The 25,676-nt window shown below is 71.8% G+C and carries 26 protein-coding genes and 1 riboswitch; of the genes, 8 read left to right on the top strand and 18 right to left on the bottom strand.

The genetic code is table 11. The annotated features are described in order from the left end of the window. Nucleotides 1-2: 2 nt before the first annotated feature. From EV567_RS27380 to EV567_RS27360, 5 genes are all read right to left on the bottom strand, one after another. Nucleotides 3-524, bottom strand: a complete 522-nt coding sequence (locus tag EV567_RS27380) for a hypothetical protein (protein WP_130444750.1) — start codon at nt 522-524, stop codon at nt 3-5. A 70-nt stretch (nt 525-594) separates the two neighbouring features. Then, on the bottom strand, nt 595-1,158 hold the full coding sequence (locus EV567_RS27375; RefSeq protein ID WP_347400511.1) for a hypothetical protein: 564 nt from the start codon (nt 1,156-1,158) through the stop codon (nt 595-597). After that, on the bottom strand, nt 1,142-1,633 hold the full coding sequence (locus EV567_RS27370; RefSeq protein WP_130444748.1) for an RNA polymerase sigma factor: 492 nt from the start codon (nt 1,631-1,633) through the stop codon (nt 1,142-1,144). Before EV567_RS27370 ends, EV567_RS27375 begins: the two co-directional genes overlap by 17 nt. Further along, nucleotides 1,630-2,313, bottom strand: a complete 684-nt coding sequence (locus tag EV567_RS27365; protein ID WP_130444746.1) for a class F sortase — start codon at nt 2,311-2,313, stop codon at nt 1,630-1,632. The genes EV567_RS27370 and EV567_RS27365 overlap by 4 nt, the downstream gene beginning before the upstream one ends. Further along, complete coding sequence (locus EV567_RS27360) at nt 2,310-2,660, bottom strand: Tat pathway signal sequence domain protein (RefSeq protein ID WP_130444744.1); 351 nt, start codon at nt 2,658-2,660, stop codon at nt 2,310-2,312. The genes EV567_RS27365 and EV567_RS27360 overlap by 4 nt, the downstream gene beginning before the upstream one ends. A gap of 217 nt (nt 2,661-2,877) precedes the next feature. Here EV567_RS27360 and EV567_RS27355 point away from each other — a divergent pair, with 217 nt between their 5' ends. Continuing rightward, complete coding sequence (locus tag EV567_RS27355) at nt 2,878-3,534, top strand: YceI family protein (RefSeq protein WP_130444742.1); 657 nt, start codon at nt 2,878-2,880, stop codon at nt 3,532-3,534. A gap of 74 nt (nt 3,535-3,608) precedes the next feature. Here EV567_RS27355 and EV567_RS27350 read toward each other — a convergent pair whose 3' ends face one another. Beyond that, nucleotides 3,609-5,048 (bottom strand): gamma-aminobutyraldehyde dehydrogenase, encoded by a 1,440-nt coding sequence (locus tag EV567_RS27350; RefSeq protein ID WP_130444740.1) that lies wholly within the window; start codon nt 5,046-5,048, stop codon nt 3,609-3,611. Between the two features lie 166 nt (nt 5,049-5,214). Between EV567_RS27350 and EV567_RS27345 the strand changes: the two genes are divergently transcribed. The 6 genes from EV567_RS27345 to EV567_RS27320 all read left to right on the top strand — a co-directional run bounded on the left by EV567_RS27345 (nt 5,215) and on the right by EV567_RS27320 (nt 11,179). Further along, the gene (locus tag EV567_RS27345; RefSeq protein WP_130444738.1) at nt 5,215-5,730 is read left to right on the top strand and encodes an Lrp/AsnC family transcriptional regulator; all 516 of its coding nucleotides are present in this window, start codon (nt 5,215-5,217) and stop codon (nt 5,728-5,730) included. A gap of 19 nt (nt 5,731-5,749) precedes the next feature. Beyond that, on the top strand, nt 5,750-7,114 hold the full coding sequence (locus EV567_RS27340; RefSeq protein WP_130444736.1) for an aspartate aminotransferase family protein: 1,365 nt from the start codon (nt 5,750-5,752) through the stop codon (nt 7,112-7,114). A 201-nt stretch (nt 7,115-7,315) separates the two neighbouring features. Next, the gene (locus tag EV567_RS27335) at nt 7,316-8,056 is read left to right on the top strand and encodes an ABC transporter ATP-binding protein (protein WP_130444734.1); all 741 of its coding nucleotides are present in this window, start codon (nt 7,316-7,318) and stop codon (nt 8,054-8,056) included. Then, on the top strand, nt 8,038-9,528 hold the full coding sequence (locus tag EV567_RS27330) for a hypothetical protein (protein ID WP_130444732.1): 1,491 nt from the start codon (nt 8,038-8,040) through the stop codon (nt 9,526-9,528). The genes EV567_RS27335 and EV567_RS27330 overlap by 19 nt, the downstream gene beginning before the upstream one ends. A gap of 169 nt (nt 9,529-9,697) precedes the next feature. Further along, on the top strand, nt 9,698-10,117 hold the full coding sequence (locus EV567_RS27325) for a VOC family protein (protein ID WP_130444730.1): 420 nt from the start codon (nt 9,698-9,700) through the stop codon (nt 10,115-10,117). A 306-nt stretch (nt 10,118-10,423) separates the two neighbouring features. Then, entirely contained in the window at nt 10,424-11,179 is a 756-nt protein-coding gene (locus EV567_RS27320) for an LAETG motif-containing sortase-dependent surface protein (protein ID WP_130444728.1), read from the top strand. Nucleotides 11,180-11,252: 73 nt separating this feature from the next. Here EV567_RS27320 and EV567_RS27315 read toward each other — a convergent pair whose 3' ends face one another. The 9 genes from EV567_RS27315 to rpsB form a co-directional block, all read right to left on the bottom strand. Beyond that, on the bottom strand, nt 11,253-12,272 hold the full coding sequence (locus tag EV567_RS27315; protein WP_130444726.1) for an ABC transporter ATP-binding protein: 1,020 nt from the start codon (nt 12,270-12,272) through the stop codon (nt 11,253-11,255). After that, the gene (locus EV567_RS27310; protein ID WP_130444724.1) at nt 12,272-13,873 is read right to left on the bottom strand and encodes an iron ABC transporter permease; all 1,602 of its coding nucleotides are present in this window, start codon (nt 13,871-13,873) and stop codon (nt 12,272-12,274) included. The genes EV567_RS27315 and EV567_RS27310 overlap by 1 nt, the downstream gene beginning before the upstream one ends. A gap of 44 nt (nt 13,874-13,917) precedes the next feature. Next, nucleotides 13,918-15,018, bottom strand: a complete 1,101-nt coding sequence (locus tag EV567_RS27305; RefSeq protein ID WP_130444722.1) for a thiamine ABC transporter substrate binding subunit — start codon at nt 15,016-15,018, stop codon at nt 13,918-13,920. 78 nt (nt 15,019-15,096) lie between these two features. Further along, nucleotides 15,097-15,202: riboswitch (TPP riboswitch) on the bottom strand. 27 nt (nt 15,203-15,229) lie between these two features. Continuing rightward, nucleotides 15,230-16,336 carry a 23S rRNA (adenine(2503)-C(2))-methyltransferase RlmN gene (gene rlmN / locus EV567_RS27300; protein ID WP_130444720.1) on the bottom strand — a complete coding sequence of 369 codons (1,107 nt, stop codon included), beginning with the start codon at nt 16,334-16,336 and terminating at the stop codon, nt 15,230-15,232. A gap of 493 nt (nt 16,337-16,829) precedes the next feature. Next, a complete protein-coding gene (locus EV567_RS27290; RefSeq protein ID WP_130444718.1) occupies nt 16,830-18,080 on the bottom strand; it encodes a phosphatidate cytidylyltransferase in 1,251 nt (416 codons plus the stop codon). Continuing rightward, complete coding sequence (gene frr, locus EV567_RS27285; RefSeq protein WP_130444716.1) at nt 18,080-18,637, bottom strand: ribosome recycling factor; 558 nt, start codon at nt 18,635-18,637, stop codon at nt 18,080-18,082. The genes EV567_RS27290 and frr overlap by 1 nt, the downstream gene beginning before the upstream one ends. A 172-nt stretch (nt 18,638-18,809) precedes the next feature. Further along, nucleotides 18,810-19,568, bottom strand: a complete 759-nt coding sequence (pyrH, locus tag EV567_RS27280; RefSeq protein WP_130444715.1) for a UMP kinase — start codon at nt 19,566-19,568, stop codon at nt 18,810-18,812. A 188-nt stretch (nt 19,569-19,756) separates the two neighbouring features. Beyond that, a complete protein-coding gene (tsf, locus tag EV567_RS27275; RefSeq protein WP_130444713.1) occupies nt 19,757-20,593 on the bottom strand; it encodes a translation elongation factor Ts in 837 nt (278 codons plus the stop codon). A gap of 158 nt (nt 20,594-20,751) precedes the next feature. Beyond that, nucleotides 20,752-21,660 (bottom strand): 30S ribosomal protein S2, encoded by a 909-nt coding sequence (rpsB, locus tag EV567_RS27270; RefSeq protein ID WP_130444711.1) that lies wholly within the window; start codon nt 21,658-21,660, stop codon nt 20,752-20,754. A gap of 271 nt (nt 21,661-21,931) precedes the next feature. Here rpsB and EV567_RS27265 point away from each other — a divergent pair, with 271 nt between their 5' ends. Continuing rightward, nucleotides 21,932-22,522, top strand: coding sequence for a murein hydrolase activator EnvC (locus EV567_RS27265; RefSeq protein WP_130444709.1), 591 nt, complete (start codon nt 21,932-21,934; stop codon nt 22,520-22,522). A gap of 126 nt (nt 22,523-22,648) precedes the next feature. On the opposite strand, the gene EV567_RS27260 is transcribed toward EV567_RS27265, so the two are convergent. The 3 genes from EV567_RS27260 to dprA all read right to left on the bottom strand — a co-directional run bounded on the left by EV567_RS27260 (nt 22,649) and on the right by dprA (nt 25,638). Beyond that, nucleotides 22,649-23,203, bottom strand: a complete 555-nt coding sequence (locus EV567_RS27260; protein WP_130444890.1) for a TetR/AcrR family transcriptional regulator — start codon at nt 23,201-23,203, stop codon at nt 22,649-22,651. 91 nt (nt 23,204-23,294) lie between these two features. Beyond that, nucleotides 23,295-24,137, bottom strand: coding sequence for an RNA polymerase sigma factor WhiG (gene whiG / locus EV567_RS27255; RefSeq protein WP_130444707.1), 843 nt, complete (start codon nt 24,135-24,137; stop codon nt 23,295-23,297). Nucleotides 24,138-24,441: 304 nt separating this feature from the next. Next, nucleotides 24,442-25,638: a DNA-processing protein DprA gene (gene dprA / locus EV567_RS27250; protein WP_207228866.1), complete on the bottom strand. Its 1,197-nt coding sequence runs from the start codon at nt 25,636-25,638 to the stop codon at nt 24,442-24,444. Nucleotides 25,639-25,676: the final 38 nt, after the last annotated feature.

Genomic DNA, 25,676 nt, shown 5'->3' with positions numbered 1-25,676 from the left:
GCTCAGGCGGCCACCGGGGTCCAGACGTTCGGACCGAGGGCCGCCAGCCGCTTGATCCTCCGGCGCACGACGTACAGCGGGATCACACCGAGCACCCCGAACGCCATGTCGAGCACGCTCCACCAGAACGGGATGCCCCGGATCGGCCCGCAGACCAGGGCGAGCGGGATGACGCCGGCGCAGGCGATCATGCCGAACTCGACCACCCACACGTTGCGGACGGGGTCGCGGTAGGGGCCGTAGAACGCGACCGCGATGACCAGGTGCGCGAAGGCCAGCCAGTCGGTGCCGTACAGGACGAAGGGGTAGTCGGCGTCGACGGCGTCGAGCCCCTGCCGGACGCGTTCGATCCAGTCCATGAGGGCGGGAAGGTGCTCCGGCACGGACAGGGACCTCAACAACTCCTCGGTCCAGCGCAGTTCGTGCACCAGCGGGAAGGCCGTCGCTCCGCTGAGCACCAGGCACACGACGAAGAAGACAAGCCAGGCGCGGATGCCCTTCAGCAGGGCGGCTCTGTCGCTCATGAGCGCAGCATACGCCCGAGTTGAACATGTTCAAAAGCTGCCCGCGTTCATCCGCGCCGCGTCTCGCCGTTCAGCCGCGGCTGTCGCTCCCCTCCCTCGTCGCCCGCGCGTCCGTGGCCGCGCTCGGCTGGGCCGACGGGGCGATCGGCGCCCGGGAGTCCTCCGCGGACGGAGACGGGCGGGTCGAGTCGGGGGCCGGCGCCCCGGTGGCGGTGCGGCGACCGGGGCCGGGGGTCGGAGCCCCCTCGGTAGGTCCCGCCCCGGTCGACGGGGCCACCGCTGTCGGGGACGCCGCTGTCGGGGTCTCCTGGGCAGGGGCGGGGCTCGCGGGTGGTGTGGGCGAGCCACTGAAGGGGCTGCTCATCGGGGGTGGGGCGAGCGGCACCGCCGGCGGTGCGGGCGTCTCGGACGCCGACAGGCGCAGGGGCAGCACGACGGCGGCGGCGACAGCGCAGGTCACGCCGACTCCAGCCGCCGCGCGCAGCAGCCGGCGGCGGGCCGCGCCCCGGCGGATGTCCTCGTACCGGCCGGGCGGCGGGGCGAGATGAGCGGCGGCGGGCCGAAGGATGACGGCGAGGGGGTCGTCGGGGGCGCCGTGCGTGCCGTCGTCGAAGTCGTCAGCGGGTGTGATCAAGGCTTCTCCTCAGGTGGGCGCGGAGCAGTTCTCGGGCCGCGTGGAGATCGGCCTTGACGGTTCCTTCCTTGCGCCCGGTCAGCGCGGACACCTCGCTGATGGGCATGTCAGCGTAGTAGTGCAGCAGGATCGGCACGCGCAGCCGGTCCGGCAGGGACTGCACGAGCATCCGCACCGAGGGGTCCGCCGGCTCCACCGAAGCGCTGACCGCGGCCTCGGCGGTGACCCGGCGCACGGCCCGGCGTTCCCGTTCGACCTTGCGCCAGTGGTCGCGGACCAGGTTGGCGGCGGTGACGTAGAGGAAGCCCTGCGGCTCGGCCACCGCCGTCCAGCGGGCCCAGAGCCGGGTGAACGCCTCGGAGGCCATCTCGTGCGCCGTCCCGTCGTCGTCGACGAGACGGCGGCACCAGCCGGCGAGGCGGGGGTAGAGGGCGGCGAACAGTTCGGCCGCCTCCTTCTCGCGGGACCGTTTCACCGTTCTCCTGGTTCTCCTGACGAGGCCGCCGTCGAGCCGGTCGCGGAGCCTCGCGCCGGGACCAGCGCCGCGAAGACGATCACGTTGTCGCGGTACTCCTGGCCGTCGCGCGGCCCGCCGCACGTGATGAGGCGCAACTCGGGCCGGTCCACGTCGCCGTAGACCTGCTGCGTCGGGAAGTCGGCCTTGGCGACCGTACGGACGGCGGTGACGGCGAACTCGGCCGTCGTGCCGTTCTCCAGGCGCGCCTCGATCCGGTCGCCGTCGCGCAGCCGGTCGAGGCGGCGGAAGACGCCGTCCCCGAACGCGCCGACGGTGACATGGCCGAGGATCACCGACGGGCCGGTCTGACCCGGCGTCGGCGAGTGGCGGTACCAGCCCGCCCGGTCGTCCGCCTCGATCGGAGGCACCTCGACGCTGCCGTCGGGGGTCAGCCCCAGCGCCATGAGCGGGGTGTCGACCCCGATGGCCGGGATCCGCAGCCCGACCGGCGTCGACCGCGCGAGCGGCCGGGCCGTCGCGGCGGCGTCGGCGCGGCCGGCGTTCCGCGCGCCCGTCGCCGACGAGGCGTCGGACGGCCGGTCCGCGGGCGGCCGTTCGGCCGTGCCGTCCTCGCCGCAGCCGGTGAGCAGCACCGCCCCGGCCGCGGCGAGGACGGCGCGCCTGGAGTACGGGCTCATGCCCCGGTGGTCCGCTGGCGACGCACGAAGTACATGCCGGCGCCGCCCGCGAGGAACACGGCGGCGACGCCCGCGCCGATCACACCGGCCTCGCCGGAGGAGTCCTCTGAGGTGGGAACCGCGCCGGTGTCGGCCGCTCCCCTCGGGACGACGCCCACCTGGCCCCGGCTGGAGGAGTCGGTGGTGGGCTCAGCCACGGGCGTGGGCCTGGCACTGGCGTCGACCGCGGGCGCGGTGGGAGCAGTCGTCGGGTCCGTCCCGTCGGCGGACGCGGGCACGGCGGTCGCCAGCAGTGCGGCGCCCGCGACGGCGAGGGCGCCGAGACCGGTGCGGTATGTGAAACGCATGAATCGCTCTCCTTCGTCGGTCCGCGCACACGGCACCCGGGCGAACTCCACGGGCTGTGTGACGGATCGAGCGGAGAGACGAGGCAGCGCCCGAGCGGGTTGTAAAGGGATGGCAAAGTGTGGGATCCGGGTCGATGTTGGGGGATCGGTGACGACCGTGTGCGCGGATGTCGAAGAAGGCTTGCGGGGGTTTCCGGGGTCCCGTAGTACGTGAAGCATGAACTTGTTCACCCGTGCTGCGTCCCTGCGCCGCCCGGCTCCCCCCACAGAGTCCCAACTCCCCGACGACAGCGCGGCGTTCGCCTCCTCCCCCAGGGATCCCTCGCTGGCGGCGCTGACCGGGGAGTGGATGATCGACCCGGCTCACAGCCGTCTCGGTTTCTCCGTGCGCCACGCCATGGTGACGACCGTGCGCGGGGCCTTCACGGAGTACCGGAGCCGGCTCTTCTTCGACGGACGCGATCCGTCCCGCTCCCGGGCGGAGATCGTGCTCTCCACGGCCTCGGTGGACACGGGGGTGGAGCAGCGCGACGCCCATCTCGTCGGCCGTGACTTCCTGGACGCCGCGACCTATCCCCGTATGCGCTTCATCAGCAAGACGGTCCGGCTCACCGACAACGAGGTGTACCGGATGAGCGGCGACCTCACCATCAAGAGCGTCACCCGCCCCGTGGAGCTGGAGCTGACCTACATCGGCCGGGTCACCGACCCGTTCGGGTACGAGCGGGTCGGCTTCGACGGAACGACCACCATCAACCGCTCAGACTGGGGCCTGACGTACAACGCGAGACTCGCGGAGGGAGGCGCCATGGTGAGCGAGAAGGTGCGCCTCCAGTTCGACATCGCCGCGATCCGCAACGGCTCCGCCGGCTGAGGACGTCGCCCCTCGCGGACCGGCCCGGCGGAGGTCGGCCCGCGAGGCGTCGAACACCCTGACGCCGAGGGGACTTACACGTCCAGCGAGGTCATGACGTGCTTGATCCGCGTGTAGTCGTCGAAGCCGTAGCCCGAAAGGTCCTTGCCGTACCCGGACTTCTTGAAGCCGCCGTGGGGCATCTCGGCGACCAGCGGGATGTGGGTGTTGATCCACACACAGCCGAAGTCGAGCTTCTTGCTCATCCGCATCGCACGGCCGTGGTCCCTGGTCCACACCGAGGACGCGAGCGCGTACTCGACGCCGTTGGCCCACTCCACCGCCTGGTCCTCGTCGCTGAAGGACTGGACGGTGATGACCGGGCCGAAGACCTCGTTCTGGACGATCTCGTCGTCCTGCCTCAGACCCGAGACGACGGTCGGCGCGTAGAAGTAGCCCTTCTCGCCGACCTGGTGGCCGCCCGCCTCGACCTTGGCGTGGGCGGGGAGGCGCTCGATGAAGCCGGAGACCTGCTTGAGCTGGTTGGGGTTGTTCAGCGGGCCGAAGAGGACGTCCTCGTCGTCCGGCTGCCCCGTCTTCGTCTCGGCGGCGGCCTTGGCGAGCGCGGCCACGAACTCGTCGTGGATGGCCTCCTGGACGAGGACGCGGGTGGCCGCCGTGCAGTCCTGCCCGGCGTTGAAGAAGCCCGCGACCGAGATGTCCTCGACGGCCTTGGGGATGTCGGTGTCGTCGAAGACCACGACCGGGGCCTTGCCGCCCAGCTCCAGGTGGACCCGCTTGAGGTCCTTGGAGGCGGACTCGGCGACGGACATGCCCGCGCGCACGGAACCGGTGATGGAGGCCATCGCCGGGATCGGATGCTCGACCATGAGCCGGCCGGTGTCACGGTCACCGGTGATGACGTTGAAGACGCCCTTGGGGAGGATGCCGCCGATGATCTCGGCGATCAGGACCGTGGACGCGGGGGTGGTGTCCGACGGCTTCAGCACGACGGTGTTGCCCGCCGCGATCGCCGGGGCGAACTTCCACACCGCCATCATCATCGGGTAGTTCCACGGGGCGACCTGCGCGCAGACGCCGACCGGCTCCCGGCGCACGATGGAGGTCAGGCCCTCCATGTACTCGCCGGCGCTGCGGCCCTCCAGCATCCGGGCCGCGCCCGCGAAGAAGCGGATCTGGTCCACCATCGGCGGGATCTCCTCGGTGCGGGTCAGCCCGACGGGCTTGCCCGTGTTCTCCACCTCGGCGGCGATCAGATCCTCGGCGCGCTCCTCGAAGGCGTCCGCGATCTTCAGCAGGGCCTTCTGACGCTCGGCCGGGGTGGTGTCCCGCCAGCCGGGGAACGCCGCCTCGGCGGCCCGCATCGCGGCGTCCACGTCCGCCTGCCCGGACAGCGGCGCGGTCGCGTACGCCTCCCCGGTCGCGGGGTTGACCACCTCGGTGGTCCGTCCGTCGGCGGCATCCCGGAACTCACCGTCGATGTAATTGCGCAGACGACGCAGCTCGGTGCTCACTGCCGGCCCTCCAGTTCGCGTGTGTCCAATGGCTGAGACACCCACCCTAGTGCGTGCCCCGACGTTTTCAACACCCCTGCTCCGGCCGGAGCTGCGAAATCCGCAGGTCTCACCTTTGCAAACAACGAATTTCATCGCATCGGCCTTGCAAAACCGACGATAGGTCGTGCACAGTGAGGCCGTGGCCAGTCGAAGCGCAGAGCAACGGGACTCCCGCGAGTCCAAGAACGGCACCCCTCACTTGGATGCCGTCAGCCTCGCCATCATCGAACAGCTCCAGGAGGACGGCCGCCGGCCGTACGCCGCGATCGGCAAGGCCGTCGGCCTGTCGGAGGCGGCCGTGCGCCAGCGCGTCCAGAAGCTGCTCGACCAGGGCGTGATGCAGATCGTCGCCGTCACCGACCCGCTCACCGTGGGCTTCCGCCGGCAGGCGATGGTCGGCATCAACGTCGAGGGCGACGTGGAGGAGATCGCGGAGGCGCTGAGCGACATGGCGGAGGTCGAGTACGTGGTGATGACCGCGGGCTCGTTCGACATCCTCGCCGAGATCGTCTGCGAGGACGACGACCACCTGCTGGACGTCATCAACAAACGCATGCGGGCGCTGCCCGGCGTGCGCTCCACCGAGAGCTTCGTCTACCTGAAGCTCAAGAAGCAGACCTACATGTGGGGAACCCGATAACCGTGAGGACCCGATAACCGTGAGCACCAAGGACCTCAGTCGCAGCGCCTACGACCACCTGTGGATGCACTTCACCCGCATGTCGTCGTACGAGAACTCCCCCGTCCCCACCATCGTCCGGGGCGAGGGCACCTACATCTACGACGACAAGGGCAAGCGCTACCTCGACGGTCTCGCGGGCCTGTTCGTGGTCCAGGCCGGTCACGGCCGCACGGAACTGGCGGAGACCGCGTTCAAGCAGGCGCAGGAGCTGGCGTTCTTCCCGGTCTGGTCCTACGCCCACCCCAAGGCCGTGGAGCTGGCGGAACGCCTCGCCCACCACGCCCCGGGCGACCTGAACAAGGTCTTCTTCACCACCGGCGGCGGCGAGGCCGTCGAGACCGCCTGGAAGCTGGCCAAGCAGTACTTCAAGCTGGTCGGCAAGCCCACCAAGCACAAGGTCATCTCCCGTGCCGTCGCGTACCACGGCACCCCGCAGGGCGCCCTGTCCATCACCGGCCTGCCGAGCCTGAAGGCCCCCTTCGAGCCGCTGGTGCCCGGCGCGCACAAGGTGCCGAACACCAACATCTACCGCGCGCCGATCTTCGGCGACGACCCCGAGGCGTTCGGCCGCTGGGCCGCCGACCAGATCGAGCAGCAGATCCTCTTCGAGGGCCCGGACACGGTCGCCGCGGTCTTCCTGGAGCCGGTCCAGAACGCCGGCGGCTGCTTCCCGCCGCCGCCCGGCTACTTCCAGCGGGTGCGGGAGATCTGCGACCAGTACGACGTGCTGCTCGTCTCGGACGAGGTGATCTGCGCCTTCGGCCGGCTCGGCACCATGTTCGCCTGCGACAAGTTCGACTACGTCCCGGACATGATCACCTGCGCCAAGGGCATGACCTCCGGCTACTCCCCCATAGGCGCGTGCATCATCTCCGACCGCCTGGCCGAGCCGTTCTACAAGGGCGACAACACCTTCCTGCACGGCTACACCTTCGGCGGCCACCCCGTCTCGGCGGCCGTGGGCCTCGCCAACCTCGACCTGTTCGAGCGCGAGGACCTCACCGGTCACGTCCTGGCCAACGAGGGCGCGTTCCTGTCGACCCTGCAGAAGCTGCACGACCTGCCGATCGTCGGCGACGTCCGCGGCAACGGCTTCTTCTACGGCATCGAACTCGTCAAGGACAAGTCGACCAAGGAGTCCTTCGACGCCGAGGAGACCGAGCGCGTCCTGTACGGCTTCCTGTCCAAGGCCCTCTTCGACAACGGCCTGTACTGCCGTGCCGACGACCGCGGCGACCCGGTCGTCCAGCTCGCCCCGCCGCTGATCTCCGACCAGCGGACGTTCGACGAGATCGAGCAGATCCTGCGCGCGACCCTCACGGAGGCGTGGACGAAGCTGTGATCTTCCGCTGAGGTGATCAACACCGGCCCCGGTGCCCGCCGTTCGAGTGAGAACGGCGGCCCGGGGCCGTGTGCTGTGCGGATGCCCGCCATGACGTCCTTAGCGTGCTCGTGACCGATCGGCCCTCCCTTCGTTCACCCGGACGGGGGAACGGCACGGAACGCGGCACGCAATCACGGACCTGAACCGAGGTGTACGCCCATGGAGGCCCCGCCGGACAACGACGTGCTCTGGGCACGCTCACTGCACTTCACGCACCCCGACGGCTCACCGGCGCTCGGCGGTGTCTCACTGGGCGTGCACGAGGGCGAGATCCTCGCCGTCACCGGCCCGCGCGGCAGCGGCAAGACGGCCCTGCTGCACTGCCTGTCGGGACTCGCGCCCGTCCAGCGCGGCGAGGTCTGGTTCAACAGCGTGCCCGTGCACACCATGGGGCCCGCGGCCCGCGAGCGGCTGCGCCGCGACCGCTTCGGCTGGATCGACCCGGTCCCGGCGCTCGTCCCGGAGCTCAACGTCTGGGAGAACGCCGCCCTCCCGCTGATGCTGCGCGGCACCAGCCGCCGGCGGGCCAAGGCCGCCGCCCTGGAGTGGCTGGACCGCCTCGACGTCGGCGAGCGGGCGCGCTGCCGCCCGCACGAGCTGACCCAGGCGGAACGCCAGCGCGTGTGCATCACCCGCGCCCTCGCCCCCGCCCCGTCGGTCCTCTTCGCCGACGAGCCCACCGCGCCCCTGCACCGCGCCGACCGCGCGCATGTGCTGCGCACGCTCACCACGGCGGCCCGTTCGCACGGCATCACCGTCGTGCTGGCCACCCACGAGGCGGAGACCGCCGCCCTCGCCGACCGCACCGTGTGCCTGCTGGACGGACGGCGGGTCAAGACGCTCCACCTCCCGCCCGCCGCCGAGACGGAAGGCCGGGCCGCGTGCTCGCTCTCCGCCTGACCCGCAGCGCCCACCCCGCCGTCCAGCTCCGCCGTCTGACGGTGACGGCGGCCTCGGCGGGCACCGGCTTCCTCCTCCTGTGCGCCCTCGGCCACGCGCTGTCCCACCCGGACACCCCGGGGGTCTCCGCGCTCCGGCTCGCCTGGTGCGCGCTCCCGTTCGCCGCCACGGTCCAGCTCGCCCTGGCGGTGGCCCGCACCGACCCCGGCACCCGGCCCCGCCCGGGACTGGCCGCGATCGGCCTGGGCCCCGCCCGCCTGATGGCGATCTCGGCCACCACGACCGCCCTCGCCACCGCCGTCGGCTCCCTCCTCGCCCTGCTGGTCTTCCTCCACCTCCGCGGCGACCTCACCGGCCTGCCCTTCGACGGCGCCGCGGCCCCGTCCCTCGCGGCAGGCACCCCGCTCCCCCTCCCGGCGACCCTCACCCTGCTCGCCCTCCTCCCCGTCACGGCCTCCACGGTCACGGCCCTGTCCCTGCGCCCGCGCGACCCGGCCGGCACGACTCCCGCCGGGGACGAGGACGGCACCGACGCCGGCGCGGACCGCGCGACGGGCGGCGCCCTGGCGGCCCTCCTGGACGCCGGCGCCACCCGGCATCCGGCGGAGGCCGGCGAGCCCGCGGTCACCCCTGCCGGGGCGGAGGGGACGGACACGGGCGACACCCGGCACGCGTCGGCCGACGGCCTCCCGCCCACCGGCATCCCCCCGCTCGTGCTGGACCGACGGCGTGCGGCCGCCGGCGCGCACGGCCTCCCCGCGGCCCCCGCCGACCCCGCACTCCGGACAGCGGACGCCGACGCCGACGCCGACGCCCCGGACGACCTCCCCCCGCCCGCCGCCCCCGACCCCACGAGCCTCCCCTGGGGCGCGGCCCTCCTGGCCACCGGCCTGGCCGTCGAGTCCTACGCCGCCCGCACCACCACCGCCGCCCCCCTGCCCCTGCCCGGCGGCCCCACCAGCCCCGCCGCGGTCCTCGCCGGCTGGGCCCTCACCGTCGTGGGCCTCGCCCTGGCCGGCCCCGGTCTCACCCATCTCTGCGGCCGCCTCCTCCAGGCCGCCCGCCCCGGCGCGCTGCGGCTGCTGGCCGGACGAGGCCTGATGCAGGAGGCGTCCCGTATCGGACGGCCCCTGGGCGTCCTGAGCGCCGTCGCCTCCGGCGCGTACTCGATGTCCGCGCTCCACGCCTCCTCCACCGCCGCCTCCCCCACCCCGGCGGACCTGGCCTTCGGCGGTCCACTGGCCACCCTGGGCGCGGTCCTGGTCGCCGGCTGCGCCCTCGCCACGCTTCTGACGGCGGCCGTGGAGGCCCGTCAGGCCCGCGCCGACACCACGGCCGCCCTGCTCCGCCTCGGCGCCCCGAGCACCGCGCTGCGCACCGCCGCCGCCTTCCGCGCAGGCGCCCTCGCCGCCCTCTTCGTCCCGCTCACCCTGACGGTGTCCGCGCTCGCGGCCCTCCCTCTGACCATCTGAGAAAACACGGGGAACACATTCCCGATCCACCGATGAGTTCCGAGCGGACCCCCGGTCTACCCACCGAACGCACCGAGCCGCACGCGCTCACCGCAGGACCGCACCGCACGGTCCGGCCTCCGGGCCGAGCCGCCGCACCAAGCCAGGAACGACCGATGGGAGAACCCCGATGACCGCCCGCGCATACCAGCAGATGATCTTCGTCAACCTGCCCGTGAACGACCTCGACGCCTCGAAGAAGTTCTTCACGGATCTGGGCTACTCCATCAACGCCCAGTTCAGCGACGACAAGGCGGCCTCCGTCGTGATCAGCGACAACATCATGGCGATGCTGCTCACCAAGCCGTTCTACGCCACCTTCACCAAGAAGGAGATCGCGGACGCCACCGCGACCAGCGAGGTCCTCGTCGCGCTGAGCGCCGAGAGCCGCGAGAAGGTCGACGAACTCGTCGACCGCGCCCTGTCGTTGGGCGGCACCCCCAGTGGCCCCACCCAGGACCACGGTTTCATGTACGGGCGTTCCTTCGACGACCTGGACGGCCACACCTGGGAGATCGTCTGGATGGACCCGGCCTCCATCCAGGACTGAGCACGAGCGGGCGGCACGGGCGGATGCGACTCCTCGCACCCGCCCGGCCGTTGGACGGCGCTCGCGGCCATGAGATCGATTCCCACGACGAGTTCGGCCTGCGGGTTCGAGACGACGCAGAAGGCGCTGAAACCTGACGGCGGTTAATGGGCGGGCAAAGCCCGTGGGCGTGAACCCTTCCCGCGTTGACAGATCTTATGGAACGCTTATAGACCAGTGAGTCCCCAGGGGTCGCTGCAGCGACAGCATCGGGGGCGTCACCTGCCCGTCCACCCCCCGCAGTTGTGCATCACGTAAAGGACAAACGTGTCCCCATCCCGCCGTACCGCCGCTCGTTCGGTGCGCATGCTCGGTGTGACCGCCGCGTCGGCCGCCTTCGTCCTCGGGGCCTCGGGTTCCGCGCTGGCCGGCGACATAGCGGACTTCTCCGCGTCCGCCGCCTGTGACGGCACGAAGGGCGTCATCACCGTCACCGACAAGGACAAGACGGCGATCCCGGCCGTCGTCACGGTCTTCCTCCAGAACAACAACGCCGACCTCCGTCAGGTCGGCGTGGCGCAGACGGTGATCGGCTCGGCCAAGGGCGCCACCGTCACCTTCGCGGAGGAGTGGGAGCCGGGCGCCGTCTACCGGGTCCACATCACGGCCGTCGACGCCGATCTGAACGCCGACATCGAGCCGAACCTCACCACCCCGGCCAAGGGCTGCAAGAGCGACAACCCCAACAAGCCCGAAAAGCCCGGGAAGCCGTCCGCGTCCAGCACGCCCACCGCCCCGGCCACGACGCCGTCGTCGACCCCGTCCGACACGGCGTCCGGCGCCGCCACGTCCGGCGCGCCGGTCCCGTCGCCCTCGGCGGACGACAGCAGCGCGCCGGCCGACACCGGATCGGGTCCCGCGTCCAGCAACGCGCCGTCCCCCGGCCTCGGCGAATCCAACCTCGCCGAAACCGGCTCCGGCGCCCCCACCGGCGCGATCGTCGGCATCGCGGCCGCCCTCCTCGCCCTCGGCGGGGGAGCCGTCTTCTACGGCATGCGCCGCCGAGGCGCCGACAACCACTGACCCGAAGCCCTGTGGCCCGTCCCCCGGTGGGGACGGGCCACAGGCATGTCGGCCGGCTGCGGTCCGCCGCCGCTCAGCCGAGGACGACGGTCTCCGCCGGGTCGAAGCTCACGCCCACCGCGGCGCCGACCTCCGGGGCCAGACGCAGGGGACACGCGGCCTCCAGACGGGGGGCGTCGGCCGGCTGGAGGTGGAGGGTGACATGGCTGCCCTTGAAGGTGCGGGCGGTGACCGTGCAGGGCAGGCCGTCTTCCGCGTCGGCCAGGAGCACCCCGGCCGGGCGGACCAGGAGCGTGCGGGGGCCCTGCGGGGAACCGGACGGCACCGGGGTCTTGCCCCACGGGGTGTCCGCGACATCACCGGCGACATTCGCCTCGACCACGTTGTCGAAGCCCAGGAAGCGCGCCACGAAGGCGTCCGCCGGCCGCTGCCACACCTCAAGAGGCGTGCCGGACTGGGCGATCCGACCGTCCCGCATCACCACCACCCGGTCGGCCAGCGCGAACGCCTCACCCTGGTCGTGGGTGACCGCGAGCACGGTGGTGCCCAACCGGCCGAACAGCTCCCGAAGTTCGACGACCAGCCGTTCCCGCAGCGAACGGTCGAGCTGGCCCAGCGGCTCGTCGAGCATCAGCAACCGGGGGCGGGGAGCGAGCGCACGGGCCAGCGCCACCCGCTGCTGCTCACCGCCGGACAGTGAGGCGACGGCCCGGCGGGCGGCACCCGGGAGGCCGACCAGGTCCAGCAACTCCCGCACCCGCTCGCCCTGTTCATGTCTGGCATGGCCGTGCATCCGCAACCCGAAAGCCACGTTGCCGCCCACGTCCCGCTGCGGGAACAGCTGATGGTCCTGGAACATCAGGCCCAACTCCCGCTTGTGCGCGGGCACCTTGGTCTGGTCCCGCCCGTCGAGCAGCACCCGCCCCGCGTCGAGCGGCTGGAGCCCCGCCACCGCCCGCAGCAGCGTGGACTTGCCGCTGCCGCTCGGCCCGAGCACGCACACCACCTCGTGTTCGGCGACGGCGAGATCGACGCCGTCGAGCACGGCCCGCCCCCCGAACCGCACGGTCGCGCCTTCGAGCCGCAGCAGCATCAGAACTCCCCGGTCCGGTCGGTGCGCAGCCGCTCAAGCACCAGCAGGGCCACCGCGCACACCAGCATCAGAATCGTCGAAAGAGCCATCGCCTGGCCGTAGTTGAGTTCTCCGGCACGGCCCAGCAGCCGGGCCACGGCGACCGGCAGTGTCGGGTTGTCGGGCCGGGCGATGAACACCGTCGCCCCGAACTCCCCGAGCGACACCGCGAAGGCGAACCCGGCGGCGACCAGCAACGCCCGCCGCACCAGCGGCAGATCGACCTCCCGCCACACCCGCCACGGCGACGCACCCAGCACGGCGGCCGCCTCCCGCAGTCGTACGTCCACCGCCCGCAGCACCGGCAGCATGGTCCGCACGACGAACGGCACGCCGACCAGCGCCTGCGCGAGCGGCACCAGCATCCACGTGCCGCGCAGGTCGAGCGGGGGCTCGTCGAGCGCGATGAGGAAGCCGAAGCCGACGGTCACCGCCGAGACGCCCAGCGGCAGCATCAGCAGCGCGTCGAAGCCGCGGACGAGGCGTCCGGCGTCCCGCCGGGTGAGCGCCGCCGCGGCCAGGCCGCCGATCAGCACCGCGACGGCGGTCGCGGCGGCGGCGTACTCCAGCGAGTTGCCGACCGCCTCGATCGGCGGGACCAGGAAGACGTTGCCGTCGTCACGGGTCAGCGCCCGGTAGTAGGCGAAGTCCGGCGCGTCCAGCGAGCGCTGCACCAGCACGGCGAGCGGCAGCACCAGCAGCACGGCGACGCTCGTCAGCACCCCGCCGAGCAGCGCCCACTGCCCGGCTCCACGGGGCCGCCGCGCGGTCAGCTTCGCGTCCACCAGCCGCAGCGCGCTCTCCCGCCGCCGCACCGTCCAGGCGTGCACGGCGAGGATCGCGCCGACGGCCAGGAACTGCACGATGGTCAGGACGGCGGCCGTGGACAGGTCGAAGATCTCCGAGGTCTGCCGGTAGATCTCCACCTCCAGCGTGGAGAACGTGGGCCCGCCGAGGATCTGGACCACGCCGAAAGAGGTGAAGGTGAACAGGAAGACCATCAGCGCGGCGGCGGCCACGGCGGGCCCGAGGGCGGGCAGGGTGACCGTGCGCCAGGCCCGCAGCCGGGAGGCGCCGAGCAGCCGCGCGGCCTCCTCCTGACGGGGGTCGAGCTGCGCCCACAGCCCGCCCACGGTCCGTACGACGACCGCGTAGTTGAAGAAGACGTGGGCGAGCAGGATCGCCCACACCGTCGTGTCCAGCCGTACGCCCCACAGCTCGTCGAGCAGCCCGCCCCGCCCGACGAGCGCCAGGAACGCCGTGCCGACCACGACCGTCGGCAGCACGAACGGGACGGTGACGACGGCCCGCAGCACCTCCTTGCCGGGAAAGGAGAAGCGGGCGAAGACGTACGCCCCCGGCAGCGCCACCAGCAGGGTGAGCGCGGTGGAGGCGAGCGCCTGCCAGGCGGTGAACCACAGGACGTGCCGGATGTCGGACTGCCCGAGCACGTCGAGGAGACGGCCGAAGCGCCATGTGCCGTCGACGTCGAGCCCGCGCGCGACGATCGCGGCGACGGGCCAGGCGAAGAAGACCCCGAAGAACGCGACGGGCAGGGCCATGAGCCCGAGCCGCGCCGCGTTCCCCGAACGCCTCCTGGCCGGGGCTACTTCAGTACGAGCGAGGTCCACGACTTGACCCACTGGTCGCGGTTTTCGGCGATCTTCGCCGGGTCCATGGTCTCGGGGTCCTTGGCGGCGGGCCCGTACTTCGTGAACTCGGCGGGCACGGCGGCGCCCTTGACCACCGGGTAGACGTACATGTTGAGCGGCATGTCCTGCTGGAACTCCTTCGACAGCAGGAAGTCGATCAGCGCCTTGCCGCCGGCGCTGTTCTTCGCGTTGCTCAGCAGCCCCGCGAACTCGACCTGCCGGAAGCATGTGCCGGCCGCGACGCCGGTCGGGGCGGTGGCGGGCTTGGGCTCGGCGTAGATCACCTCGGCGGGCGGCGAGGAGGCGTAGGAGACGACGAGCGGCCGGTCGGCGCCGGCCTTCCTGCCGCCGGCCGAACCGGAGAACTCCTCGTTGTAGGCCTGCTCCCAGCCGTCGACGACCTTCACGCCGTTGGCCCGGAGCTTCTTCCAGTAGTCCTCCCAGCCGCTGTCGCCGTAGCGCGCGGCGGTGCCCAGCAGGAAGCCGAGGCCGGGCGAGGAGGTGGAGACGTTCTCGGTGACCAGGAGGTTCTTGTAGGCGGGCTTGACCAGGTCGTCGAAGGAGGCGGGCGGGGCCAGGTCGTGGTCGGCGAAGTACTTCTTGTCGTAGTTGACGCAGATGTCGCCGTGGTCGACGGGGGTGACCCGGTGCTTGTCCGCGTCGAGCCGGTACTCGGCGCCGACCTGGTCGAGGCCCTTGGCCTCGTACGGCTGGAACAGGTCGTTGTCGAGGGCGCGGGAGAGCAGGGTGTTGTCGACGCCGAAGAAGACGTCGCCCTGGGGGTTGTCCTTGGTGAGGATCGCCTTGTTGACGGCCTGCCCGGCGTCGCCGTCCTCCAGGACGCGCACCTTGTACCCGGAGCGCTTCTCGAAGTCGGCGAGCACGTTCTTGGAGACGGACCACGAGCTGTGGCTGACGAGGGTGACGGTCTTCGAGCCGCCGCCGGACCCGGCGTCGCCGCCCGATCCGCCGTCGCCGGACGACGACGAACCGCACGCCGACAGCGTGACGAGACCGAGGCCCACGGCCGCGGCCACGAACGTCCTGGTGTGCACTGGATTCCTCCTGGGGTTGACCAGGAGAAGACGCGGCCCTGCCCGGGTCCGCCAACGGGCCCGGGCAGGGCGCAACAGCTCGAGTGATGACCGAACTTCCTACCCAGAATGACCTGGGCGAGGTTCAGAGGGTCTGCGGCCGGTGCCGCACTCTCAGCGCTGTGGCGCTCCCCTGTCGGAATACGAAGATATGAACTTGTCCGGGAACAGACTACCGCTCGGTGGCCGCGAGCTGGCCACAGGCCCCGTCGATCTCCTGGCCCCGGGTGTCCCGGATGGTGACGGGCACGCCGTGCGCGGCGATCGCCTCGACGAACGCCTTCTCGTCCTCGGGCCGGGACGCGGTCCACTTGGACCCGGGCGTGGGGTTCAGCGGGATGAGGTTGACGTGCACGGGCCGGCCCTTGAGCATCCGGCCGAGCCGGTCGCCGCGCCAGGCCTGGTCGTTGATGTCGCGGATCAGCGCGTACTCGATGGACAGGCGCCGCCCGGACCGCTCGGCGTACTCGAACCCGGCGTCGAGCACCTCGCGCACCTTCCACCGCGTGTTCACGGGGACGAGGGTGTCGCGCAGCTCGTCGTCGGGGGCGTGCAGCGAGATGGCGAGGCGGCACTTGAAGCCCTCGTCGGTGAACCGGTGGATGGCCGGCACCAGCCCGACGGTGGACACGGTGATCCCGCGCTGCGACAGCCCGAGCCCGTCGGGGGTGGGGTCGGTGAGCGCGCGGATGGCGGCGACGACCCGCTTGTAGTTGGCGAGCGGCTCGCCCATGCCCATGAAGACGATGTTGGACAGCCGGGCCGGCCCGCCGGGGACCTCCCCGTCGCGCAGCGCGCGCATCCCGTCCACGATCTGGTGCACGATCTCGGCGGTGGACAGGTTCCGGTCGAGACCGGCCTGCCCGGTCGCGCAGAACGGGCAGTTCATCCCGCAGCCTGCCTGCGAACTGATGCACATGGTCACCCGGTCGGGGTAGCGCATCAGCACCGACTCCACGAGCGTCCCGTCGAACAGCCGCCACAGCGTCTTGCGGGTCGTGCCCTGGTCCGTCGACAGATGCCGTACGACGGTCATCAGCTCGGGAAGCAACGCCTCCCGCAGCTTCTCCCGCGCCCCGGCGGGGATGTCGGTCCACTCCGCCGGCTCGTGCGCGTACCGCGCGAAGTAGTGCTGCGACAGCTGCTTCGCCCGAAACGGCTTCTCACCGATCTCCGCCACCGCCTCCTTCCGCTCGGCGGGCGAGAGATCAGCAAGATGCCGCGGCGGCTTCTTGGCTCCACGGGGGGCGACGAATGTGAGTTCTCCGGGCTTCGGCATAACCCTTCCAGTGTCGCAGATCAACTCCGCGCCCCCGAGCGCTCCCGGGGTGGGGGCGATCACCCGGGTCAAGCCGTGTGTTTGTGCATGACATCGAGGCAGTGCCGGTCGCGGTGGGGGACCTGGTTGTTGCGGGCCGGGAGGCTGAGGACCGCGCAGACGTTCGCGGGCTGGGTGAGGATGCTCGGCTGCCGGCCCGAAGGTGAGGTTGCCGTTGACCTCGTGCAGGCGGCCCGCGCTGTCGAGGGCCGCGGTGAGTTCCTCCCGAAGGACCGTCGCTTCGTGGGTCTCGGACTCGGGCAGGACGAGCGGTGGGAGTTTCGCATGCCGCAGTGCAGCGGGCCGATCCGGCCGGTTCGGGCGGAGTCGACAAGTGCGTCCGTCAAGGTCACGGCAGTGACTGTGGCGGTCTCGGGGGCCCACGCGCACTCCGACATCGCGACGGGCCCCCGTCCGGGAGGACAGGGGCCCGTGCGTCAGGGGGGCGGCGTGGTCAGGTGGCGCCTACGAAGATCACCAGGAGGAGCCAGACCACCGGGGCCGTCGGCAGGAGGGAGTCCAGGCGGTCCATGATGCCGCCGTGGCCGGGCAGGAGCGTGCCCATGTCCTTGATACCGAGGTCCCGCTTGATCATGGACTCGCCGAGGTCGCCGAGCGTGGCGCTGACCGCGACCGCGAGGCCCAGCAGCACGCCCTGCCACCAGGTGCCGCCGTCGATCAGGAACTGCATGCACAGCGCGCCCGCGACCATCGCGAACGTCACCGCCCCGAGCAGGCCCTCGCGGGTCTTTCCGGGGCTGATGCGCGGGGCGAGCTTGTGCTTGCCGAAGCGCCAGCCGACGGCGTACGCGCCGGTGTCGCTGACCACCGTCAGCATCAGGAACATCAGGACCCGCTGCGCGCCGTCCTCGGCCGTCAGCATCAGCGAGACGAAGGTGGCGAGGAACGGGACGTAGAACGCCGCGAAGAGACCGGCCGTGACGTCCTTGAGGTAGCCCTCCGGTGGTTCCGTCATCCGCCAGACGAGGACCGCCAGCGCGGTGAGGGCCATGGCCACCCAGGCGCCCTCTGCCCCCCGGACGTACCCGGAGACGACCATCGCCGCCCCGCCGAGCGCGAGCGGCACCAGCGGAGCCTTGATCCCCTTGCGCTCCTGCAGCCTGCTGGTCAGCTCCCACAGCCCGACGACGACGGCGATCGCTATGACACCGACGAACACGGCCTTGACGACGAACAGCGACGCGACGATGACCGCGCCGAGTCCGACGCCGACCCCTATGGCCGCGCCCAGGTCACGGCCCGCGCTCTTCTTCTGCGGTGCGGGCGCCGGCTGCGGGGCGTCGGGCATGGGCTCCGGATTCTGCGGCGCCGCCGCAGGGGGCTGCACCGACGGTGTGTCGTCGCGGTACGGGCCGCCGCGGCGGTTCCCGTCGCGGAACGACTCGTGGGGGAACGATTCGTTCTGGGACGACTCCTCGCGGAACGCCTGCGGCGTCTCGCGGTGAGGCGTCCCGTCCCGGAACGCGGGGCCGCCCGGACGAGCGGCCCCCCGGTCGTCATCCTGGTGTCCGCCGGGAGCGGGTACGTCGGGGACGATGGGCATGGGGCGAGTCTGCTGCGCCTCAGGCGCATCGTAGCCGGGACCCGCCGGGGCGGCCCCCTGGACAGGTCCCTGGTCGTTGGGCCCCCAGTACCCCGCCTGTGAACCGGCGTGCGGCGGAGCGCCCCAGGAAGAGTCGTTCATCAGACCTCGAGCAGCTCCGCTTCCTTGTGCTTGAGGAGCTCGTCCACCTGAGCGACGTACTTCGCGGTGGTGTCGTCGAGCTCCTTCTCCGCACGGCGGCCCTCGTCCTCGCCGACCTCGCCGTCCTTGACGAGCTTGTCGATCGCGTCCTTGGCCTTGCGGCGGACGGAGCGGATGGACACCTTGGCGTCCTCGCCCTTGCCCTTGGCGACCTTGATGTAGTCGCGGCGGCGCTCCTCGGTGAGCTCGGGGAACACCACCCGGATGATGTTGCCGTCGTTGCTCGGGTTGACGCCCAGGTCGGAGTCGCGGATGGCCTGCTCGATGTTGCGCAGCGCGCTCTTGTCGAACGGGGTCACGACCGCCATGCGCGGCTCCGGCACGGAGAACGAAGCCAGCTGGTTGATCGGCGTCGGCGCGCCGTAGTAGTCGGCCACGATCTTGTTGAACATCGCCGGGTGCGCACGGCCGGTGCGGATCGCGGCGAAGTCCTCCTTGGCGACCACGACGGCCTTCTCCATCTTCTCCTCGGCCTCGAGGAGGGTCTCTTCGATCACCACTTGCTCCTGCGTGTCTTGAGTAGGCCCGGCTGCGGTTCCTTGCGGAGGCGGCGGCCGGCTGCGTCGCGTCTTCTTCCTGCACGGTTCCCGACCGGCAGGACATTGTCCATCCCCCGACCAGGGTCCGTCCCCCGGCCAGGCTTTGTCATACGAACTGCGGTTCGACCGGTCAGACCCGGTCGCCTTCCTCACCCACAAGCGTGCCGATCTTCTCACCCTTGACGGCCCGGGCGATATTGCCCTCGGCCAGAAGCTCGAAGACGAGGATCGGCAGCTTGTTGTCGCGGCACAGCGTGACCGCCGTGGCGTCGGCGACCTTCAGGTCGCGGGTGATGACCTCGCCGTAGCCGAGGGCGTCGAACCTGACCGCCTCCGGGTTGGTCTTCGGGTCGGAGTCGTAGACGCCGTCCACGCCGTTCTTGCCCATGAGCAGCGCCTCGGCGTCGATCTCCAGGGCGCGCTGGGCGGCGGTGGTGTCGGTGGAGAAGTACGGCATGCCCATGCCCGCGCCGAAGATGACCACGCGGCCCTTCTCCAGGTGCCGCACGGCGCGCAGCGGGATGTACGGCTCGGCGACCTGGCCCATGGTGATGGCGGTCTGGACCCGGCTGTCGATGCCTTCCTTCTCCAGGAAGTCCTGGAGGGCGAGGCAGTTCATGACGGTGCCGAGCATGCCCATGTAGTCGGAGCGGGCGCGGTCCATGCCGCGCTGCTGGAGCTCGGCGCCGCGGAAGAAGTTGCCGCCGCCGATGACGACCGCGATCTCGGCGCCGTCCCGGACGACGGCGGCGATCTCGCGGGCGATCTTGTGCACCACGTCGGGGTCGACGCCCAGGCCGCCGCCGCCGGAGAACGCCTCTCCGGACAGCTTCAGCAGGAACCGGCCGTGTACTTTGCCGTCGTCGCTCTTCTGGGCCTTGGTGGTCATGGGAGATCCCGCCTCTTTCACGTGGTGCACATACGAAGAAGGCCATTGCCGGTGGGGTGTCGTTCGCAACCCGTGCGCGGCAATGGCCTCCTCGTCAGATCTGCTGTCGTCCGTCACGCGTGCGTGACGGCGTACGCGGACGACTCACGTCGACCCTATAGGGGTCGCGCGTCGATCGCGGTACGGACTCAGATGCCGACCTTGATGCGCGAGAAGCGCTTCAGGGTGACACCGGCCTCGTCCAGGACCTTCTGGACGGACTTCTTGTTGTCGAGCGCGTACGGCTGGCCGAGGACGGTGGCGTCCTTGAAGAAGCCGTTGAGGCGACCCTCGACGATCTTGGCGATCGCGGCCTCGGGCTTGCCCTCGGCGCGGGTGGTCTCCTCGGCGATGCGGCGCTCGGACTCGACGACGTCGGCCGGCACGTCCTCCTTGGAGAGGTACTTCGGCGCGAAGGCGGCGATGTGCTGGGCGATGCCCTTGGCGACCTCGGCGTTCGGCTTGTCCAGCTCGACGAGGACACCGATCTGCGGGGGCAGGTCGGGCATCGTGCGGTGCATGTACGCGATGACGAAGCCGTCGGCGAACTGCGCGAAGCGGTCCAGGACGATCTTCTCGCCGAGGTTGGCGTTGGCCTCGTCCACGAACGCCTGGACGGTCTTGCCGGCCTCGATCTCGGAGCCGAGCAGGGCGTCGAGGTCGGCCGGGGACGTCTTGGCGACGTGCTCGGCGATCGCGTTGGCGACGGCCTGGAACTTCTCGCCCTTGGCGACGAAGTCCGTCTCGCACTTCAGCTCGACGAGGACGCCGGAGGAGTTGTCGTCGGCGATGATCGAGACCACGGCGCCGTTCTCGGCGGAGCGGCCCTCGCGCTTGGCGACGCCCTTCTGGCCCTTGATGCGGAGCGCCTCGACGGCCTTCTCGACGTTGCCCTCGGCCTCGTCCAGCGCCTTCTTGCAGTCCATCATGCCGGCGCCGGTGAGCTCGCGGAGCTTCTTGACGTCGGCGGCGGTGTAGTTCGCCATGAGTCTGTGAGTCTTTCTCGAAGTCTGGAAGATCGACGATCGGAACGGGCCGGGAGCCCCCTCCACGGGAACTCTCCGGCTCTGTACCGACCTACGGGTGAACGGCGGGGGCGGACTTCATGTCGGCGCCCCCGCCGTCAACCGTGACGCTGTGACGGTCAGGCCTGCTCGGCGTCCGCGGCCGGGGCCTCGGCGGCGGGGGCCTCGGCGGCCTCCGCGGCGGGGGCCTCGGGGGTCTCCGCGGCAGCCTCGGCGGCGGGGGCGGCCTCGGCGGCCGGAGCCTCGTCGGCCTTCTTCTCGCCCTCGAGCAGGTCGCGCTCCCAGGCGGCCAGCGGCTCGCCGGCGGCCTTGTCGCCCTTGTCGCCGGTGGCGACGCCGGAGCGGGCGATGAGGCCCTCGGCGACGGCGTCGGCGATCACGCGGGTGAGCAGGGTGACGGAGCGGATCGCGTCGTCGTTGCCCGGGATCTTGTAGTCGACCTCGTCGGGGTCGCAGTTGGTGTCGAGGATGGCGACGACCGGGATGTTGAGCTTCCGGGCCTCGCCGACCGCGATGTGCTCCTTCTTGGTGTCCACGATCCAGACGGCGCTGGGCACCTTGGACATCTCGCGGATACCGCCGAGGGTCTTCTCCAGCTTGGCCTTCTCACGCGAGAGGACCAGGAGCTCCTTCTTCGTCAGACCCGAGGCGGCGACGTCCTCGAAGTCGATGAGCTCGAGCTCCTTGAGGCGCTGCAGGCGCTTGTAGACGGTCGAGAAGTTGGTGAGCATGCCGCCCAGCCAGCGCTGGTTGACGTAGGGCATGCCGACGCGGGTGGCCTGCTCGGCGATGGCCTCCTGCGCCTGCTTCTTCGTGCCGACGAACATGACCGTGCCGCCGTGGGCGACGGTCTCCTTGACGAACTCGTAGGCGCGGTCGATGTACGACAGCGACTGGAGCAGGTCGATGATGTAGATGCCGTTGCGCTCGGTGAAGATGAAGCGCTTCATCTTCGGGTTCCAGCGACGGGTCTGGTGACCGAAGTGGACGCCGCTCTCCAGCAGCTCCCGCATCGTGACGACGGCCATGGCCGTTCTCCTTGAGGTTCTCGGTTGTGCCGCGGATGCCGGACGGCTCCCGCGCCTGACGCCCGCGACGCGCCGAGCCACGAAGGACCGAGGGGCGCTGACACCGACCGGTGAGGGTCTGATGTTGGGGCGTGCGAAGTCGACCCGGTGACCCGGATCGCCAGAAGAAGTGTACGGGACCGGCGGACCACCGGGTGACGCCGCTGTCCACAACCGGGCGCCGGTCCACAGCCCCGGGCGCGGCCGGCGGTTTCCGGCCACGCTGTGCGGCATGAACGCGAAGCGGTGCGGGGGCCTGCTGCTGCTCCTGCTGATCATCATGACGATGCCTGTGGCGTGGGCGGATCCCTCGCCGTCCGGGGCGCCCCCCGGTCCCCCGTCCCCCGGTCCGCCCACGCCGCCGTCCGGGCCGGTGCCGGCGATCGGCCGCGCCTGGCCGGTGGGGAACCGCCCGCCGGTGCTGCGCGGCTGGGAGCCCCCGGCGACGGTGTACGGGCGCGGCCACCGCGGTGTGGACCTGGCGGCCGCTCCGGGCGCCCCGGTCCGGTCCGTGGCGGCCGGCCGGGTCTCCTTCGCCGGGCGGGTCGCGGGCAGGGGCGTCGTGTCCGTGGAACTGGCCGGCACGGAGCTGCGCACGACGTACGAACCGGTGGCGGCGACCGTGCGCAAGGGCGACGAGGTCGCCGCCGGCGAGCAGGTGGGCACGGTCCAGCCGAGCGGCTCACACTGCGCGACCACGTGCGTCCACTGGGGCCTGAGAAGGAACGAGGCCTATCTGGACCCTCTGTCCCTGCTCCCTCCGTGGCTGCTGAGCCGAGGGCCGTCCCGCCTGCTGCCGGTCCTGGGCGTGCCGCTGCCGTAGGGGCACCGCCCGTGGCCGTTCAGCAACAGCCCGCTCAGCCGGGCCCCGCTCGACGCGGCCCCGCTCGACGCAGCCACGACCGAGCCCGATGGACGTGGCCCCGTCCGAACAGCCCGGCGCGGCGGCTCAGCCCAGAACCCCCCGCAGCACCATCCCCACCGCGGCCTCGGTGACCCCGCCCGGCTCCTCCGCGCCCAGCTCGATCCTGCGGACGGCCGCGTCCACCACTCCCTGCACCAGCATCGCCGCCAGCCGGGGTTCCGCGTGTCCCATCTCGGCCAACGCCTCCACGATCATCGCGACGAGCGAACCGTGCGCCGCGCGGATCTTCTCCCGCGCCCCCGCGTCCAGCTCGCTCGCCGAGATCGCCACCACGGCCCGGTGCCGACGGTCCCCGACCAGCGCCAGCTGCCGCCGCACATAGGCCTCGACCTTGGTCGAAGGCCCGTCCGCCGTGGCCATCGCCGCCTGGACCTCGGCGGCCCACACGGGGAAGTCGACCTCGCACAGTTCCTCGACCACGGCCGCCCGCGACCGGAAGTACTCGTACACGGACGACCGCGCGAGTCCCGTCCGCCCGGCGAGGGCGGGGAAGGTCAGCGCCTCCGTCCCGCCCTCGGACAGCAATGACCGGGCCGCGTCCAGCAGGGCGGCACGCTGCATCGTCCGGTGCTCGGCCACGGAGGCCGCTCGAATCCTTGGCACGTCCACCACTTTACGGACGCCGCCCTCTCGGCGGGAGTGACTCGACCCGCCCGCCGGCCACGCCGGGTCAACGGCCGAAGCTCGCCAGCTTCGCGCGCAACTGGAGCACCGACTTGGTGTGGATCTGGCTGACCCTGCTCTCGGTGACGCCCAGCACGTTCCCGATCTCGGCCAGGGTCAGGCCCTCGTAGTAGTACAGCGTCACGACCGTCTTCTCCCGGTCGGGCAGGGTGTTGATGGCCCGCGCCAGGAATCTGCGCAGCTCCCGGTCCTCGGCCACCTCCACGGGGTTGTCCGCGGCGGTGTCCTCCAGCGTGTCCATGACGCTGAGGCCGTCCCCGCCCTCGCCCCCCACGTGCAGCAGTTCCTCCAGCGCGACCACGTTGGCCAGCGACAACTGGCTGAACACCGCGTGCAGCTCGTCCACCGCGATGCCCAGCTCGGCGGCGACCTCGCCCTCCGAGGGGGTGCGCCGCAGCCGCGCCTCCAGCGTCGCGTACGCCCGCTCGACGTTGCGCGCCTTCTGCCGCACGGACCGCGGGATCCAGTCCAGCGCCCGCAGCTCGTCGATCATCGCGCCCCGGATCCGGGTGATCGCGTACGTCTCGAACTTGATCTCGCGGTCGAGGTCGAACTTCTCGATCGCGTCGATCAGCCCGAACACGCCCGAGGACACGAAGTCCGCCTGCTCCACGTTGGGCGGCAGTCCGACGCTCACCCGCCCGGCCACGTACTTCACCAGCGGTGAGTAGTGCAGGATCAGCTGCTCCCGCAGCCGCTCGTCCCCCGTCGCCTTGTACGAGCGCCACAGCTCGTCGAGCGTCGAGGGGGCGGGCGGTCTCACGCTGCCACCGTCGCGGGCGGCTGGGGGGATCGCCGCCCGGTCGGACCCGGAGGTGTGCTGGGGCATACGTCGCCTTGTGCCGTTTCTGCCGTGGAGATACGTGTGTGATGCGGTGTGACGCCTACTGGTCGGATGTGCTGCCGAGTGCTGCGATGTGATGACTGGTGGCCGGTCTGTGACGGAATCCTCGTGAGCGTAGCGTGACTGGAGCGTCGCGGTGTGCGAAGGTCCGGCCCGGACCGGTGCGGGGGCCGGCGTCACCGGCCGCCGCCCAGGGGCACGCCACTCGCCCCGGGCGACACCGGGGACGCGTCAACTGCGCGCGTTCTCAAGGCTGTCGACGTTCGCCCGGACGGCCGAACCCACCCGGTCAACACGGGTGTCCACCCCGTCGGGCGGACACCACCGCCTGGCGTGTCAACTTCCAGTCGTCGCCATGTCGTTCGACGTATCCGAGTGCTCTGAGTTCGTACAGTCGGGCGATCGCGTCGTCCGGCGTGGTGCGCGCCTCGCGGGCGATCTCGCCCACCGTCGCGGCTCGCCGGGCGGGGAGCGCGGCGAGGACACCGCGGGCGCCCGGCGCCAGCAGGTCGCGCGGGAGCGCCGGTTCACGCCTGTCCGGCGCCAGCTCCCCCATGTCCCCGACCAGCTCGACGACCTCGGCGGCGTCGGTGACGAGCACGGCCTCCTCCCGCAGGAGGGCGTGCACCCCGGCCGACTGGGCGCTGGTGGCCGGCCCGGGCACGCCCATCGTGTGCCGGCCCAGCCGCCGCGCCGCCCGCGCGGTGACCAGGGAGCCGCTGCGGTGCGCCGCCTCGACGACCACCGTGCCCCGGGTGAGCGCGGCGATCACCCGGTTGCGCAGGATGAACCGGGTCGGCGTCGGGTGGTCGCCCGGCGGCAGCTCCCCCACCACCAGGCCCTGCCGCGCGATCCGGTCGAGCAACTGCGTGTGGCCGCGCGGATAGGGCCGGTCGACTCCGCAGGCCAGGACGGCGACCGTGGCTCCGCCCGCGCCGAGGGCGCCCCGGTGGGCGGCGCCGTCGACGCCGTAAGCGCCGCCGGAGACCACCACCCAGCCGCGTTCGGCGAGGTCAGCGGCGAGTGTGGCCGCCATGTGCGCGCCGTACTCGGTGCAGGCGCGGGCGCCGACGACGGCGACGGACCGCAGCGCCCATATCCGCAGGCTGGGACCGCCCCGCACCCACAGGCCGAGCGGCCGGGCGTCCCCGAGGTCGTCCAGCGGGCCGGGCCACTCCACGTCCCCCGGGCACAGGAACCGCACCCCGGCCCGCCGGGCCACGGCCAGATCCCGCCGGGGCGCCGCCTCGTCCGCGCGCGCCCGCAGCCCGGCCCAGCGCCGGGGGCTCACCCCGGGCAGCGGGTCCCCGTGGCCGCGCAGCCGCCGGGCCACCTCGGGCACGCCGTACTCGCGCACCCAGCGCCCGGCGGTCTCGTCGCCCGGTTCGACGACCCGGGCGAGGAACACCCGCGCGAGCCGCTCCCCGTCCGGCTCGCCGAACCCCGCGTCGCCGAACGCCGGCCCGCCCGACGCTGCCCCCGCCACGCCGAACGCCGGCCCGCGCGGCCCTGCCCCCGCCACGC

It is taken from the genome of Streptomyces sp. BK239, from assembly GCF_004217285.1.
In the GTDB taxonomy this organism is placed as follows: domain Bacteria; phylum Actinomycetota; class Actinomycetes; order Streptomycetales; family Streptomycetaceae; genus Streptomyces.
This window is presented reverse-complemented; position numbering and strand designations above follow the sequence as displayed.

Excerpts from the sequence above, each read along its gene's own strand:
- EV567_RS27380 (WP_130444750.1), bottom strand. The coding sequence starts at position 524 with ATGAGCGACAGAGCCGCCCTGCTGAAGGGCATCCGCGCCTGGCTTGTC.
- EV567_RS27365 (WP_130444746.1), bottom strand. The coding sequence starts at position 2,313 with ATGAGCCCGTACTCCAGGCGCGCCGTCCTCGCCGCGGCCGGGGCGGTG.
- EV567_RS27360 (WP_130444744.1), bottom strand. The coding sequence starts at position 2,660 with ATGCGTTTCACATACCGCACCGGTCTCGGCGCCCTCGCCGTCGCGGGC.
- EV567_RS27355 (WP_130444742.1), top strand. The coding sequence starts at position 2,878 with ATGAACTTGTTCACCCGTGCTGCGTCCCTGCGCCGCCCGGCTCCCCCC.
- EV567_RS27335 (WP_130444734.1), top strand. The coding sequence starts at position 7,316 with ATGGAGGCCCCGCCGGACAACGACGTGCTCTGGGCACGCTCACTGCAC.
- EV567_RS27325 (WP_130444730.1), top strand. The coding sequence starts at position 9,698 with ATGACCGCCCGCGCATACCAGCAGATGATCTTCGTCAACCTGCCCGTG.
- EV567_RS27315 (WP_130444726.1), bottom strand. The coding sequence starts at position 12,272 with ATGCTGCTGCGGCTCGAAGGCGCGACCGTGCGGTTCGGGGGGCGGGCC.
- EV567_RS27310 (WP_130444724.1), bottom strand. The coding sequence starts at position 13,873 with ATGGCCCTGCCCGTCGCGTTCTTCGGGGTCTTCTTCGCCTGGCCCGTC.
- rlmN (WP_130444720.1), bottom strand. The coding sequence starts at position 16,336 with ATGCCGAAGCCCGGAGAACTCACATTCGTCGCCCCCCGTGGAGCCAAG.
- EV567_RS27290 (WP_130444718.1), bottom strand. The coding sequence starts at position 18,080 with ATGAACGACTCTTCCTGGGGCGCTCCGCCGCACGCCGGTTCACAGGCG.
- pyrH (WP_130444715.1), bottom strand. The coding sequence starts at position 19,568 with ATGACCACCAAGGCCCAGAAGAGCGACGACGGCAAAGTACACGGCCGG.
- tsf (WP_130444713.1), bottom strand. The coding sequence starts at position 20,593 with ATGGCGAACTACACCGCCGCCGACGTCAAGAAGCTCCGCGAGCTCACC.
- rpsB (WP_130444711.1), bottom strand. The coding sequence starts at position 21,660 with ATGGCCGTCGTCACGATGCGGGAGCTGCTGGAGAGCGGCGTCCACTTC.
- EV567_RS27265 (WP_130444709.1), top strand. The coding sequence starts at position 21,932 with ATGAACGCGAAGCGGTGCGGGGGCCTGCTGCTGCTCCTGCTGATCATC.
- whiG (WP_130444707.1), bottom strand. The coding sequence starts at position 24,137 with ATGCCCCAGCACACCTCCGGGTCCGACCGGGCGGCGATCCCCCCAGCC.